At 71.1% G+C, this 14,161-nt stretch carries 15 protein-coding genes; 3 read left to right on the forward strand and 12 right to left on the reverse strand.

The annotated features are described in order from the left end of the window. Positions 1-170: 170 nt before the first annotated feature. The 3 genes from ACWCQM_RS00600 to ACWCQM_RS00610 all read right to left on the reverse strand — a co-directional run bounded on the left by ACWCQM_RS00600 (position 171) and on the right by ACWCQM_RS00610 (position 1,101). Positions 171-383 (reverse strand): hypothetical protein, encoded by a 213-nt coding sequence (locus ACWCQM_RS00600; protein WP_033304037.1) that lies wholly within the window; start codon positions 381-383, stop codon positions 171-173. Positions 384-488: 105 nt separating this feature from the next. Then, positions 489-611 carry a hypothetical protein gene (locus tag ACWCQM_RS00605; protein WP_450913220.1) on the reverse strand — a complete coding sequence of 41 codons (123 nt, stop codon included), beginning with the start codon at positions 609-611 and terminating at the stop codon, positions 489-491. 208 nt (positions 612-819) lie between these two features. Next, positions 820-1,101, reverse strand: a complete 282-nt coding sequence (locus ACWCQM_RS00610; protein ID WP_450913221.1) for an acylphosphatase — start codon at positions 1,099-1,101, stop codon at positions 820-822. A 156-nt stretch (positions 1,102-1,257) separates the two neighbouring features. Between ACWCQM_RS00610 and ACWCQM_RS00615 the strand changes: the two genes are divergently transcribed. The 3 genes from ACWCQM_RS00615 to ACWCQM_RS00625 all read left to right on the forward strand — a co-directional run bounded on the left by ACWCQM_RS00615 (position 1,258) and on the right by ACWCQM_RS00625 (position 4,902). Further along, a complete protein-coding gene (locus tag ACWCQM_RS00615) occupies positions 1,258-2,202 on the forward strand; it encodes a CAP domain-containing protein (RefSeq protein WP_450913222.1) in 945 nt (314 codons plus the stop codon). A gap of 179 nt (positions 2,203-2,381) precedes the next feature. Next, positions 2,382-4,421, forward strand: coding sequence for a PA14 domain-containing protein (locus ACWCQM_RS00620; RefSeq protein ID WP_450913223.1), 2,040 nt, complete (start codon positions 2,382-2,384; stop codon positions 4,419-4,421). A gap of 76 nt (positions 4,422-4,497) precedes the next feature. After that, complete coding sequence (locus ACWCQM_RS00625) at positions 4,498-4,902, forward strand: winged helix-turn-helix transcriptional regulator (protein ID WP_450913224.1); 405 nt, start codon at positions 4,498-4,500, stop codon at positions 4,900-4,902. Between the two features lie 10 nt (positions 4,903-4,912). Here ACWCQM_RS00625 and mutM read toward each other — a convergent pair whose 3' ends face one another. The 9 genes from mutM to ACWCQM_RS00670 all read right to left on the reverse strand — a co-directional run bounded on the left by mutM (position 4,913) and on the right by ACWCQM_RS00670 (position 13,976). Further along, positions 4,913-5,770: a bifunctional DNA-formamidopyrimidine glycosylase/DNA-(apurinic or apyrimidinic site) lyase gene (gene mutM / locus ACWCQM_RS00630; RefSeq protein WP_450913225.1), complete on the reverse strand. Its 858-nt coding sequence runs from the start codon at positions 5,768-5,770 to the stop codon at positions 4,913-4,915. Positions 5,771-5,850: 80 nt separating this feature from the next. Next, positions 5,851-6,675: a ribonuclease III gene (gene rnc / locus ACWCQM_RS00635; protein ID WP_450913226.1), complete on the reverse strand. Its 825-nt coding sequence runs from the start codon at positions 6,673-6,675 to the stop codon at positions 5,851-5,853. Positions 6,676-6,694: 19 nt separating this feature from the next. After that, the gene (rpmF, locus tag ACWCQM_RS00640) at positions 6,695-6,868 is read right to left on the reverse strand and encodes a 50S ribosomal protein L32 (protein WP_003965982.1); all 174 of its coding nucleotides are present in this window, start codon (positions 6,866-6,868) and stop codon (positions 6,695-6,697) included. A gap of 2 nt (positions 6,869-6,870) precedes the next feature. Beyond that, a complete protein-coding gene (locus ACWCQM_RS00645; RefSeq protein WP_450913227.1) occupies positions 6,871-7,536 on the reverse strand; it encodes a YceD family protein in 666 nt (221 codons plus the stop codon). Positions 7,537-7,675: 139 nt separating this feature from the next. Further along, positions 7,676-8,794 carry a cell division initiation protein gene (locus tag ACWCQM_RS00650; RefSeq protein WP_450913228.1) on the reverse strand — a complete coding sequence of 373 codons (1,119 nt, stop codon included), beginning with the start codon at positions 8,792-8,794 and terminating at the stop codon, positions 7,676-7,678. Between the two features lie 97 nt (positions 8,795-8,891). Then, the gene (gene coaD, locus ACWCQM_RS00655) at positions 8,892-9,371 is read right to left on the reverse strand and encodes a pantetheine-phosphate adenylyltransferase (protein WP_450913626.1); all 480 of its coding nucleotides are present in this window, start codon (positions 9,369-9,371) and stop codon (positions 8,892-8,894) included. 26 nt (positions 9,372-9,397) lie between these two features. Then, the gene (rsmD, locus tag ACWCQM_RS00660; RefSeq protein WP_450913229.1) at positions 9,398-9,982 is read right to left on the reverse strand and encodes a 16S rRNA (guanine(966)-N(2))-methyltransferase RsmD; all 585 of its coding nucleotides are present in this window, start codon (positions 9,980-9,982) and stop codon (positions 9,398-9,400) included. Between the two features lie 88 nt (positions 9,983-10,070). Next, positions 10,071-12,299 (reverse strand): ATP-dependent DNA helicase RecG, encoded by a 2,229-nt coding sequence (gene recG / locus ACWCQM_RS00665; RefSeq protein WP_450913230.1) that lies wholly within the window; start codon positions 12,297-12,299, stop codon positions 10,071-10,073. A gap of 51 nt (positions 12,300-12,350) precedes the next feature. After that, the gene (locus ACWCQM_RS00670) at positions 12,351-13,976 is read right to left on the reverse strand and encodes a DAK2 domain-containing protein (RefSeq protein WP_450913231.1); all 1,626 of its coding nucleotides are present in this window, start codon (positions 13,974-13,976) and stop codon (positions 12,351-12,353) included. Between the last annotated feature and the right edge of the window lie 185 nt (positions 13,977-14,161).

The raw sequence follows: 14,161 nt of genomic DNA on the forward strand, positions 1-14,161 counted from the left end.
GCGCTGGGTGTACAGCCTTCCGCGCACAGCCTTGCGTAACGGATCGCGAGCGGACCGGATCACGAGCAATCCTCTGTGTTCCAGGACGACCGATCCGTGACGAAAGACATTCCGTGGTTGATCCCGAGCAGCTGGCGTGCGGCCCGACCGGCCCCGGCAGGGCCTGGGGGTCAGGTCAGCGCGGGCTCCGCCTGGGGTACGTCGATGTCGATGCTGTCGAGCAGCGACTCTTGGTGCTGGGCGGCGGCGTTGAGCGCGTCGTTCTCGTCCTGGATCCGTACGAGCTCGGATTCCAGGTCCTGGACGCGCTTCTGAAGCCGTCGCATCTCGGCGAGGAGTCGCGGGTCGGAACCGCCGACGTAACCGAGAAGCGCCTTTGCCATGATGGATGGTCCTCCACACTGAGTGACCGACCGATGCGGTGTGGGTCGTGAGGGAATCGCACCCGCGGTGCTCGGCAGTGCTCTGTATTCACTGCTGTTCTGCTGTCACCAGCTCTGCCGAACAGCTAAGGTGCGCGGGGTTTTCAGCGTCTCACCAAAAAGTTTGACGGTCAACACGATCACACGCCAGCGGGCCGGGTGTCCCGGGGCGCGCGGCTCGACGATCATGCGGCGCGACTCTCTCGCGGGTCCCCGAGGGGTGTGGAGATCTTCGTCAATGCCGCAGCCTGGCACGGCGGGGGCTTCTTGGCAACCATGTGCCCGCGCCGGATCAATTCGCAGGTCATTTCGGGTGCGGGCCCCTCGCGGGCCTTCCGGTGACCGCTTGCCGCCCCGTGTGTACGGAGCGGATCCGCGCCCCCTTTCCGGGCGGGCTTCAGCGGATCGCGAATCCCTCGTAACCACCGCGAGGCGTGTCCCAGATCTCAGTGACGCCGTCCACGCGCCCGGGTGTGTCGTCGGAGCCGAGCCAGTCCAGCAGACGGTGGCAATTCTCACGTGGCCCCTCGGCCACCACCTGCACCCGGCCGTCGTCGAGATTGAGGGCGAAGCCGGTGAGATTTCCGATCTCCAAAGCATTTGCCCTGGTGAACCAGCGGAACCCTACTTGCTGTACTCGGCCGCGTACCCATACGACGAGTCGTGCATGTTCGTTCATGCCCGAACGCTAACCGGCCAATTGCTCAAGGAGCACGTCGCCCCAATCCGCCATGGCGTAAGGTCCCCTCGCAATAGCCTCACCCGAACGGGTGAGGCTGATCTTGAATTCGGTGACGCCGGCCACGGCGTCCGGAGCACGAGGAAGGCACGGCGCATGGGACGGCATCGACGCGCAGGCGCGGCCCCCGCCGCTGAGCAGCATGCGGCGAACGCGGCGGAAGGCCCGCGGAGCGCCCGCCGGAAGAAGCGGACCGGGCTGCCGGTGCGCGCCGGACTTCTCGGTGTGTCCGCGGCCGTGGCCGTCGGAGCGGTCGCCGTCGCCTCCGGGCTGCTGCCCGGCGGCGGCAGCTACGACGTCAGCGGCGACCCGTCCTCCGACCAGGTCCAGGCGGGCGGCGCTCCCGATCTGCTGACCCAGGGCGACTCGTCCGCCGAGCCGACCGACCGCACATCGGCGTCCGCGTCGGCCGAGGCCAGCAGGGGTGGCGACCGGTCGGCCTCTCCCTCGGTGTCCCCCTCGGCCACACCGAGCGGGACACCGAGCAAGAAGCCGTCGGCCACCGCGTCGAAGCAGGCCACCAGGACGCCCGAGCGGACGAAGGCTCCGGCCGCCGAGCCGAGGAAGACCGCGTCGTCCGCCCCGGCCCCGAAAGCCCCGGCCGCTCCGAAGACCGCGTCGGCCACCCCGAGCCGCACGGCCGAGAGCTCCCCGAGCCCGGCCGGCACCTCCGCCCAGGCGGCCGTGCTCGCCCTCGTCAACCAGGAGCGCGCAAAGGTCGGGTGCAGCCCGGTCACCACCAGCGCCCCGCTCACCGCGCTCGCCCAGGACTTCAGCGAGGACATGGCCGCCCGTGACTTCTTCGGCCACACCGACCCCGACGGGGCGACCCCCTGGGACCGTGCCGCCGCGGCCGGTGTGGAGGGTCTCGGCGGGGAGAACATCGCCCGCGGACAGGGCGACGCCCAGGCCGTGATGGATGCCTGGATGAACAGCGATGGCCACCGCGCAAACATTCTCAACTGCGATTACAAGACCCTGGGCGTGGGAGTGCACCTCGGCTCCGGTGGCCCCTGGTGGACGCAGGACTTCGGCTTCTGAGAGGCCGTACGGACGAGAGGCCCCGCCGGTCGACGGACCGGCGGGGCCTCTCGCTGTCCCCGGCCGCGCCGGAGAGGCCGCCGAAGGAGCTCGTGGGTCTACAACCATGACCGCTCACCGGGAGTCTTGATCGTCGGCAGTCATTTCCGGGCTGCAGATGATCAAGACCGAAGGAACGAATGAACCGACCCAGAGGCACCACGGTGGCCACCGCCACCGCTGTGGTACTCGCCTCCGCAGGCGGCCTGCTCGCCACGGCCGCCCCCGCCTCCGCAGCCGTGACCTGCGCCTCGCCCGTCTTCAAGCGGACGTTCTACGCGAACACCAGCTTCTCCGGCACGCCCAAGGGCACGGACTGCGACTCCGTGATCGACCAGAACTGGGGCACGGGCGCACCCGGTTACAAGGGCATGCCCTCCAACGACTTCGGTGTCCGCTGGTCCATGACCCGCGACTTCGGCTCGGGCGGGCCGTTCTCGTTCGCGGCGTCCTCCCGTGACGGCATCCGCGTCTACGTCGACGGCGTACGCAAGGTCGACCTGTGGAAGAACGTCGCGAACACCGTCTCCAGGACGGTCAACGTGACCATCCCCTCGGGCAAGCACAGCCTGCGCGTCGACTTCGTGAACTGGACGGGCGCCGCCAACGTCAAGTTCTCGTACGCTCCCCGCACTTCGGCGACCGTGGACAAGGTGAAGCCGCTGGTCCCCACCGGGACCGCCGTCACCTACAGCACCGCCTCCACGTCCACCAGGGTCAGCTGGGCGAAGAACAACGAGATGGACCTCGCCGGCTACCGCGTGTACCGCCGGCTGAAGGGCGCCTCCTATCCGGCGAAGGCCCTCGCGACCACGACGTCCACCTCGTACACCGACACGACCGCGCCGAAGGACGGCAACGTCTACTACTACGAGGTGCGCGCGTACGACAAGGCCGGCAACACCTCGTCGGGCACCGCCGACCTCGGCGTCACCACCGTGGACCGCACGGCCCCCGCCGCCCCGAAGGGCGTCGAGGACAACTGGGCGATGGGCAGCCCGGCCAGGATCACCCTGTACTGGGACGGCAACACCGAGCCCGACCTCGCCGAGTACCGGGTCTACCGCTCGACCTCGCAGCCGGTCGCCCTCACCCCCGCCAACCGGCTGGCCTCCACCGGCGGCGGCTACAGCGGACCGCTGCCGCAGACCGGTGACGTCTACTACTACGTCGTCACCGCCGTCGACACGAGCGGCAACGAGTCCCCGGCCTCGGGCACCGCGATGTACTACAGCGACGACACGACCGGCCCGGTCGACACCGCGCTCAACGCGCGGGCCTCGGAGAGCGAGGCGGGCGTCACCCTCACCTGGGACGCCTCCGCGGTGACCAGCGGCGACTTCGCCGGCTACTCGATCTTCCGGACGAGCCGCCCCGGCACCAGCAGCGCCACCCGCACGGAGGTCGGTTCGGGCGTCAGGGGGACCTCGTTCACCGATGCCGCCCCGCAGCCCGGCGCCACGTACGCCTACTACGTCGTCGCCGTCGACCACGAGGGGAACGGCGGCACCCCGTCCGCGGGGCTCACCGTCACCGTCACCGGGAACACGACGGCGCCCCCGGCGGTCACCGGCGTGAGGGCCGTCCCGGAGAAGAACGGCGTCACCCTCTCCTGGGACGCGAGCAAGGACCCCGGCCTCGCGCACTACCTCGTGCTGCGCGGCACCCTCGCCGACGGGCAGTGGACGTACAAGGCCGTGCCGCATCCGGCGGACTTCAAGCCCTGGCAGATCAAGGAGACGACGTTCCACGACTACGTCCCGGCCGACGGACAGCAGGTCCGCTACGCCGTGGTCGCCGTCGACCAGTACGGGAACCAGCTCACCCCGGCCACCGGCGCGACGGCCCTCGACGTCACCGAGCTGGACCTCCGCCCGGCCGCGCCGGCGGCGACCGGTGCGCCGCTGGTGTACCTGAGCTCCGACCAGAACGGCTGGATCTCCTGGGCTCTCGCGAGCTCCACGACCCTCGGCGAGGTCACCGGGTTCGCCATCCACCGCTGGAACCCGGTGACGCAGACCTTCGACCTGGTCCGCACGGAGCCCAGGGACAACGTCACCTCCTGGAACTGGGTGGACCCCGCCCTGCCGCCGGCGAGCACGGTCTACTACCGGGTCTCGGTGCTCTACACGGACGGCACCACGTCCGGTGCGAGTGAGGTCGCCGTCGTCAGCCGCTGACGGCGACGGCCCCCCGGCTCTTCCTCCTGCGCAGCGCTCACCCCGGGTGGGCGCTGCGCAGGCGTAAGCTGCGGGTATGAGCGAGACACGGACGGAGCCGGTACAGGAGGGCGGCGACCTGCCGTTCGACGTCTTCTCACGGCAGTGCCCCTCGCGCGGCACGCTGGAGCACGCCACCGGCCGCTGGGGCGGACTGACCCTGGGGGCGCTGTACGAGAGCGGCGCACGCTTCAACGAGCTGCGCCGCCGGGTCGACGGTGTCAGCGAGAAGATGCTCTCCCGGACGCTCCACGCACTGGAGCGCGACGGCCTCGTCCACCGCGATGCCCAGCTCACCAATCCGCCGCGCGTCGACTACGAGCTGACGCCCCTGGGCCGCGAGGTCGCCGCCCGGCTGATGGACCTCATCCAGTTCGTCGAGGGCAGGATGCCCGAGGTCGTCGAGGCCCGGGCGCGGTACGACGCCGCGCACCCGGCCTGAGGCCGGAGCGTCAGGAGATCCTCGGCGGACGCTGGCAGCGCGGGCAGAAGTAGCTGGATCGGTTCATCCAGGGCCGCCTGCGCATCGGCGTACCGCAGCGGCGGCACGGTTCGTCCTCGCGTCCGTAGGCGTCCAGCGAGCGGTCGAAGTAGCCGGACTCGCCGTTCACATTGACGTACAGACTGTCGAAGCTGGTGCCGCCCTGGTCGAGGGCCTCGCGCATCACCTCCCGGACATGCCCGAGCAGCTCGGCCGTCCTCGGGCGGGTCAGGGTCGCGGTCGGGCGCTCGTAGTGCAGCCGGCTGCGCCAGAGCGCCTCGTCGGCGTAGATGTTGCCGACGCCGCTGATCAGGGACTGGTCCAGCAGGGCGCGCTTGAGTGTCGTACGGCGCAGGCGGAGCGCCGCGTGGAAGGCGTCGTCGTCGAAGGCCGGGTCCAGGGGGTCGCGCGCGATGTGCGCGATGACGTCGGGCAGCCCGTCCGGGGTGTTCTCGTGCACCGAGAGTCCGCCGAAGGTCCGCTGGTCGACGAAGCGCAGCTCGGTACCGAGGGCGTCGTCGAAGCGGATCCTGATCCTCAGGTGCTTCTCGTCGGCCGCGTCCTCGGGCTGCACGAGCAGCTGGCCGCTCATGCCCAGGTGGCCCAGGAGCGAGGAGTCCGCCTCGTCCAGGGGCACCCAGAGGTACTTCCCGCGGCGCATCGCCGTGCCGAAGCGCAGCCCCCGGAGCCGGGCCACGAAGTCGGCGCCGCCCGCGAGGTGCCTGCGGACGGCGCGCGGATGCAGGACCTCCACCGCCTCGACGGTGCGCCCTGCGGTCCAGCGCTCCAGACCCCGCCGCACGACTTCGACCTCGGGCAGTTCGGGCACGGCTGGGCACTCCTTCGGGGTGGTGGCGGGACAGCGGAAGCCCCCCGGTGCGCGAGGGCACCGAGGGGCTTCCGCTTGCTTCAGGCCGGAGCGGCGTCCGAGTTCGGCGACGGGTCGGCAGGGGTGTCGGCGGCCCCTCCGTCGGCAGCGGTCCTGGCGGCCGCCTCCCGTGCTTCCGCGGCGGCGCTGATCTCGCGCCAGGCGGACTCCGCCGCCTGCTGCTCCGCTTCCTTCTTGCTACGGCCGGTGCCGGTGCCGTACGAGACACCACCGACGCGAGCAGCAGCAGTAAAGGTCTTCTCGTGATCGGGGCCGGTCTCCGTGACGAGGTACTCGGGGACTCCGAGGCTCTCGCTCGCGGTGAGCTCCTGGAGACTGGTCTTCCAGTCCAGGCCGGCTCCGAGGTTCGAGGACCTGTCGATCAGCGGGTCGAAGAGCCGGTGGACCAGCTCCGAGGCCGCGCTGAGGCCCTGGTCGAGATAGACGGCGCCGATCACCGCTTCAAGGGTGTCGGCGAGGATGGAAGCCTTGTCCCGGCCACCCGTGCCCTCTTCACCGCGGCCGAGCCGGATGAAGGAGCCGAGTTCGAGGCCCCGGCCCACTTCCGCAAGTGCACGCGAGTTGACCACCGCGGCCCGCAACTTGGCCAGCTGGCCTTCGGGCAGGTCGGGGTGGGTGCGGTACAGCGTGTCCGTGACCACCAGGCCGAGCACCGAATCCCCGAGGAATTCGAGCCGCTCGTTGGTGGGCAGACCGCCGTTCTCGTACGCGTACGAACGGTGGGTCAGCGCACGCACCAGAAGGGCGGACTCGAGGTGATACCCGAGCCGCCCTTCCAGAAGCGTGTGGGACGAGGCTGTGTTGATGTTGTCTGCCTGCTTCTTGGCGCTGGACAACTCAGACATCGGGCCTCTCACCAGCCGCTCAGACCTCGAGGACCTGGCGCTTGTTGTAGGTGCCGCAGCTCGGGCACGCAATGTGCTGGAGCTTCGGCTCCTGGCAACGCTCGCACGAAACCAGGGTGGGGACCGCAGCCTTCCACTGCGACCGGCGGTGGCGCGTGTTGCTGCGCGACATCTTCCGCTTCGGAACAGCCACGGCTACTTCTCCTGCTTCTCGTCGACGCCCGGTTCGGCGCCGCCCATGTTGTCCTTCTCGCCGTCCTGAACGGTCTCGGCGAGTCCTTGCAGTGCCGCCCAACGAATGTCGGCGACGTCGTGGTGGTGGTCCGGATTCTCGTCCAGCCTGATCCCGCATTCGGAACACAGACCGGCACAGGTCTCCTTGCACACCGGCTGCAGCGGCAGTGCGAGCACCACCGCGTCACGCAGCACAGGCTCGAGGTCGAACGAGTCGTCCTCGAGAAAGAACCTGTCCTCGTCGTCCTCGGCGTCGTCGACCGGGTCCGCGGTCCTGCTGCGGTTCCGGTCATCGGCGTCAGGGTACGAGAACAGCTCCTGGAAGTCCGCTTCGACCTCGACGGTCAGCGGCTCCAGACACCTTACGCACTCCCCCTCGGCCGTCGCACGGGCGGTGCCTGTGACGAGCACCCCTTCCATGACCGATTCGAGGCGGAGGTCCAGCGCCAGGGGCGCGTTCTCCGGAACGCCGATGACCCCGTCGATGCCGAGGTCCTTCGGTGCTTCCGCCGTGCGGGTCAGCCGCTTCTGGGTACCCGGACGCCGGCCCAGCTCGCGCGTATCGAACACGAGAGGGCTGCGGTGGTCGAGGTGGCCGTTCAGGGCTTTTCCTGCTTTCGAGATCATGTGCGTGGTGCGGCTTTCGGGAGGGCCGCCCCTGTCCCGGGGGAAAAGAGGGCAGCCGGGATCGCGGACATACGCGCGACCGAAGAGCCAGGATACTGGACGTACCGCCCAGCTCCCAATCCGGTACGGACCGCTCCGGTCAGCGGCCCTCTTCGTAGCGGCGCAGCTGTTCCAGGTCGATCATGCTGGTGTCGAACAGGCTGGTCTCGTCCAGCGCGCTCTCCCCCTGCTGCGCGGGCACCTGCGCCTGCTGCGGCCAGTACTCCTGCTGCTGGTTCGGGTCGTACGCCTGCTGCTGGTAGCCGGCGTACGGGTCGGACTGCTGCTGGTAGGCGGAGTAGGGGTCCTGCCGGAGCTGCTGCTGGTCCTGGTAGCCGTAGGTCTGCGCGTACTGCGGCTCGGCCTGGGGCTGGGCCGGGAAGCCGGACTGCGCGGGGTCCTGGTAGTCCGCCACCGGCGCGTAGTCCGGCTGCGCGGGCTCGGCGTACGTGTGCTGCCGGGGGCTCTGGGCGGGCTCGGGGGTGGCGAGCTCGGCCAGTCCGGCCCAGTGGTCCTCGTCGCTGGTGTGCTGAAGGCCGCCGGCGGCGTCCTGGGCCGCCATGTGCGCGCCGAGCTCGTCGGTGGCCACCCGGCCGTGCAGCTTCTGCCGCCCCCGGCCGACGGCTTCCAGCGTCTTGGCGAGCACGGCCTCGAAGGCGCCGAGCTTGGTGTCCACGTAGTCGTCGGCACGCCTGCGGAGCGTCTCGGGGTCGGCGCTGCGCTCGGGCGCCTCGGCGAAGTCGGGGTCCTCGTAGCCGTGCTCGTCGACGCCCTCGCCGCGGCCGAGGAGCTTCTCGCGGCCCCGGTCGACGGAGCCGATGGTCTTGGTGAGGACGACCTCGAAGTTGGCGAGCTTGCTGTCGACGTACTCGTCGGCCTCGGCCCGGACCTCGTCGGCCTCCCGGCGGGCCTCGGACAGGATCCGGTCGGCCTCCGCCTGGGAGCGCTGGGCGATCTCGGTGCCGGAGACCAGCGAGCCCCGCTCGGCCCTGGCGGACTCGATGATCCGCTCGGCCTCCTGCCTGGCCTGCTCGACGAGCTGCTCATGGCCGCCGATGAGCTCCTGGGCGTGGGCGAGGGAGCCGGGCAGGGCCTCGCGGACCTCCTCGAGCATCTCGAGCAGTTCGGCCCGGTTGACCACGCAGGACGCCGACATGGGCATGGAGCGGGCGTTCCCGACCGTTTCGACGATCTCGTCGAGCTTCTTCTGCACGTCCACCGTGTGCTCGCCACTCTCTGCTGCTGTTGGAGACGGACGGGACGACTGTAAGGCCAGTCGCCTCCCGTCCGACACCTGGTGACGGCCGGTCAGCAGATCACCTCCGGCCGAGACGCTCCACGAGGGCCTCGTGGACCGTGGGCGGCAGCAGGTGCGACACGTCGCCGCCCCAGGTGGCGACCTCCTTGACCAGGGAGGACGACAGGAAGCTGTAGGTGGGGTTCGTCGGCACGAAGAGGGTCTCGACGCCCGAGAGGCCGTTGTTCATCTGGGCCATCTGGAGCTCGTAGTCGAAGTCGCTCACGGCCCGCAGGCCCTTCACGATGGCGGGGATGTCGCGCTGCTTGCAGAAGTCGACCAGCAGGCCGTGGAAGGACTCGACCTCGACGTTGCCGAAGTCCGCGGTGACCTCGCGGATCATCTCGATCCGCTCGTCGACCGTGAACAGGCCCTTCTTGGACTGGTTGATCATCACGGCGACGTGCACGACGTCGTACAGCTTGGAGGCTCGTCCGATGATGTCGAGATGTCCGTTGGTGATGGGGTCGAACGACCCCGGACAGACGGCGCGGCGCAACGTGGTTCCCTCGCTCTCCGGTGCGGTCATCGTGCGTCTTCGCACGTAGAGGCGGCGCGACCGTACCAAAACGTGGCCTCGCCGTAGCGACGGGCCCGCAGTGGCTCGAATCCTTCGGGCCAGTTGAATTCCCCGCCTCTGGTGCTCCGTTCCACCGTGACGAGAGCGCCGCCCGTGAGCCACCCCTGGGCACGGAGTGTGAGCAGTATCTCCCCAAGATCGTCGTCCGTGACGGCGTACGGCGGGTCGAGGAAGACCACGTCGTACGGCTCGGAGGGTGCCGGACCCGTCACGATCTGTTCGGCTTTGCCGGCACGGAACTCGGCGCCGGGCAGTTGGAGGGTGCGGATGTTGTCGCGGACGGTGCGGGCGGCCCTGGCGTCGGCCTCGACGAGCAGCGCGTGCGCCGCCCCCCGGGACAGCGCCTCCAGGCCCACGGCACCGGATCCGGCGTACAGATCGGCGATACGGATGCCGTCGAGCGTGCCCAGCAGCGCCTGCCAGGTGGAGAACAGGCCCTCGCGCGCACGGTCGGAGGTGGGGCGGGTGCCGGTGCCGGGCGGGACGGCCAGGCGGCGTCCGCCGGCCGAGCCGGCGATCACGCGGGTCATGGGTGTCTGGTCCTCGGGTCGCGGGCGGCACGCAGGACGGGACGCGTGCCGTGTTCCCACGATATGGCGTCCTCGCGGATCCGCCCGGTCAGCCCTTGTCGAGGTATTCCTCCCGGTCCTTGTCCAGGAGGGCGTCCAGGGCGGTGCGCAGCTCCGGAAGCCGCTCCAGGGCGGGGTCGTCGCTGACGACGCGGACGGCCTCCTCGCGGGCCGCCGCGATGACCTCCTCGTCGTCGATCACGCTGAGCACCCGCAGGGAGGAGCGGACTCCGGACTGGGCCTGGCCGAGGACATCGCCCTCGCGCCGCTGTTCGAGGTCGATGCGGGAGAGCTCGAAGCCGTCGAGCGTGGCGGCCACCGCGGAGAGCCTGGCCCGGGCGGGGCTCGCCTCGTGGGCCTCACTGACCAGCAGACAGAGGCCGGGGGCGCTGCCGCGGCCGACGCGGCCCCTGAGCTGGTGCAGTTGGGACACCCCGAATCGGTCCGCGTCCATGATCACCATGGCGGTGGCGTTCGGGACGTTCACCCCGACCTCGATGACGGTGGTGGCGACCAGGACGTCCACCTGGCCCGCGGCGAACCGGCGCATGACGTCGTCCTTGTCGTCCGGCGCCATCCTGCCGTGGAGCACCTCGACGCTCAGCCCGGTGAGCGGGCCCTTGGCGAGCTGTGCGGCGATGTCCAGCACGGCGAGCGGCGGACGCTTCTCGGCGTCGTCCTCGGGGGCGGGCTGCTTCTTGCCCGCCTTCCCCTTCTTCTCCCCGGTCTCGTCGGCGTCGTCGCCGATGCGGGGGCAGACGACGTACGCCTGGTGGCCGTTCTCCACCTCCTCGCGGACGCGTTCCCAGGCGCGGCTGAGGAAGTGGGGCTTGTCCTTGGCGGGGACGACATGGCTGGCGATCGGTGAGCGGCCGGCCGGGAGCTGGTCGAGCACGGAGGTCTCCAGGTCGCCGAAGACCGTCATCGCGACCGTGCGCGGGATGGGCGTCGCCGTCATGACGAGAAGGTGCGGGGGCTGCTTGCCCTTGGAGCGCAGCGCGTCGCGCTGTTCCACGCCGAAGCGGTGCTGTTCGTCGACGACGACGAGGCCGAGGTCGTGGAACTTCACCTTGTCCTCGATGAGCGCGTGGGTGCCGATGACGATCCCGGCCTCGCCCGTGACCAGGTCCAGGAGCGCCTGCCGGCGGGCCGCGGTGCCCATGGAGCCGGTGAGCAGGACGACCTTCGTCCCCTTGTCCGATCCGCCCAGCATCCCGCCTTCGGCGAGCTCGCCCATCATCTCGGTGATGGACCTGTGGTGCTGCTGGGCCAGCACCTCGGTGGGCGCCAGCATCGCCGCCTGGCCGCCCGCGTCGACGACGCGGAGCATGGCCCGCAGCGCGACCAGGGTCTTGCCCGAGCCGACCTCGCCCTGGAGCAGCCGGTGCATCGGGTGTTCCGTCGCCAGGTCGCCGAAGATCTCGGCGGTGACCTTCTGCTGGCCGTCGGTGAGGGTGAAGGGAAGGGTGGCGTCGAAGGCGTCGAGGACCCCGTCGGGGACGGACGCGCGGGCCACCGCGGGGAGTTGGGTGTCGGCGAAGCGGCGGCGGGCGAGCGCGACCTGGAGGACGAACGCCTCGTCCCAGCGCAGCCGGTCACGCGCGGCGGCGATGTCCGCCTTGGTCTGCGGGCGGTGGATGCGCAGCAGCGCCTCGGGCAGCGGGACGAATCCGCGGCCGTCGCGGAGCGAGGGGGGCAGGGGGTCCACCGCGTCCTGCGCGCTGGGCAGGACGGTGTCCACGGCCTTGGCGATGCGCCAGGAGTCGAGCTGCTTGCAGGCGGGGTAGATCGGCAGCAGCTGCCCGGCGAAGGCGTCGACCGCCTCCGTCATCCCGGCCTCCCCGTCCATGTCCTGGGCGTCGAGGAGCTGGTACGTGGGGTGGGCGAGCTGCATCTTCCGGTTGAAGACGGAGACCTTGCCCGCGAACATGGCCCGGCGGCCGGGGAGCAGGTCCTTGTGCGGCTTGTGGACGCCGTGTCCGAAGAAGACCAGCTGGAGCCTGCCGCTGCCGTCGGTGAGGGTGACCTCCAGCCGCTTGCCCCGGCCGTTGTTGAACATCATGATCCGCGCGTCGGCGACCTGCGCGACGACCGTCACGTGCTCGTCGAGCGGGAGTTCGGTGAGCGCCGTGAGACGGCCCCGCTCCTCGTAGCGCCGCGGGTAGTGGTGCAGCAGATCACCGACCGTGTGCAGGTCGAGGTGTTCGGCCATCACCTTCGCGGTGGCTCCGCCGAGCAGCTTCTTGAGGGGTTCATCGAAAGCGGACACGCGGTCCATTGCACACCACGGCACTGACAGATGTCGCCGGGCGCCGTGTCGCGCGGGGTGTCACTCGACGCCGATGAGCAGGGGCGCCGCCTGACGGCCGCCCCGGTAGACGACGGTGTCGACGGCGAGATAGCCCTCGCGGACGTGTTCGCCGAGTTCGTCGGCGAGGGCGTCGGGCACGTCCTGGCCGAGGACCAGGGTGACGAGTTCGCCGCCCGCCGACAGCATCCGGTCCAGGACCGTGCGTGCCGTGCCGGGGACGTCCGTCCCGATGACGGCGACGTCCCCGTCGATCAGGCCGAGGATGTCGCCGGCCTGGCAGATGCCCGCCATGGTCCACGACTGGCGTTCGGCGACGGCGAGTTCGGCGTAGCGGGTGGCGCCGGCCGCCGCGGTCATCGCGACGACGTCCTCGTCGAAGCTGCGGCCGGGTTCGTGGACGGCGAGGGCGGCGATGCCCTGCACGGCGGCGCGGGTGGGCACCAGGGCGACACGGACGCCCTCGGCCCTGGCCTGTTCGGCGGCGGCGGCCGCGGTGTGGCGCAGCTGGGCGTCGTTGGGCAGCAGGACCACCTCGCGGGCGTGGGCCCGGCGGATCGCGTCGACCAGCTCGCCGCTGGCGGGGGGTTCGCCGGGGCGCGCCAGCACGGTGGTGGCCCCCGCCTCGGCGCAGAGCTCGGAGAGCCCGTCGCCGGGGACGACCGCGACGACCGCGCGCTGGACGGGGTCCTTGCCGGCGCGGACGCGGTCGGCTGCGAAGTGGGTGATCCGGATGCGGTAGGGCCGGCCGGCCTCGACCCCCGCCTCGACGGCGGCCCCGGCGTCGTCGACATGGACGTGGACGTTCCACAGGCCGTCGCCGCCGACCACGACGAGGGAGTCCCCGAGGGCATCGAGGCGGCCCCGCAGCCGGGCGACCGCCTCGTCCGGGGCCTCCAGGAGGTAGATCACCTCGAAGGCGGGCCCGCCCTCCTCGGGGTCCGCCTCCGCACAGTCGCCGGTCAGGGGCAGGACGTCCGGGGCGGCCGGGACGGCGCGTTCCCCGGGCAGTCCGCCGGCCGCTTCGAGCAGCGCCCCGAGCACGGTGACCAGGCCCTGCCCGCCCGCGTCCACGACTCCGGCCCGCCCGAGGACGGCGAGCTGGCCGGGGGTGGCGGCGAGCGCCGTGCGCGCGCCCTCGTACGCCGCGTCGAGCACGTCCCGGAGGCGGGCGCCGTCCGGGGCGGACCCGGCCGCCTCCGCCGCGGCGGTGGCGACGGTCAGCACGGTGCCCTCGACGGGGTGGGCGACGGCCAGCCGGGCCGCGGCGGCGGCCTCCGTCAGCGCCCTGCGCAGGTGAGCCGCGTCACCCGACTCGGCCAGTACGCCCGCCATGCCGCGCAGCAGCTGGGCCAGGATGGTGCCGGAGTTCCCCCGGGCGCCGATCAGCGCCCCGTGCGCCATGGCGCGTACGGCGTCGGCCGGGCCGGGGACGGTGGAGCCGGTCTCGTGGGCGGCGAAAACCGCCTCGACGGCCGCGGCGGCGGACTCGACGGTCAGGTAGAGGTTGGTGCCGGTGTCCCCGTCGGCGACCGGGTAGACGTTGATGGCGTCGATGGCCGCCCGCTCGCGGCCCAGGGCCTCCAGGGCCAGTGAGCACCAGGTGCGCACCGCGACGGCGTCGAGAGCGTCGGGGGACTGCGGCACCGTTGGTCCTCCTTGGGACGGCCGTGGGGGGCTGGCTGCACCGCAGAGTAGCCCTCGTGCCCAGGCCGGGCGGGCAGAGGTGCGGGACGGAGGGCCCTGCGAGCCGTGGTAGTTTCGTATCCCCGGGGCAGCCGTTGTATGCTGCTTCGGTTGCCCGACGAGAGTCGGGCCAATCCCTCCGGTAC

This window comes from Streptomyces sp. NPDC002125, from assembly GCF_053593715.1.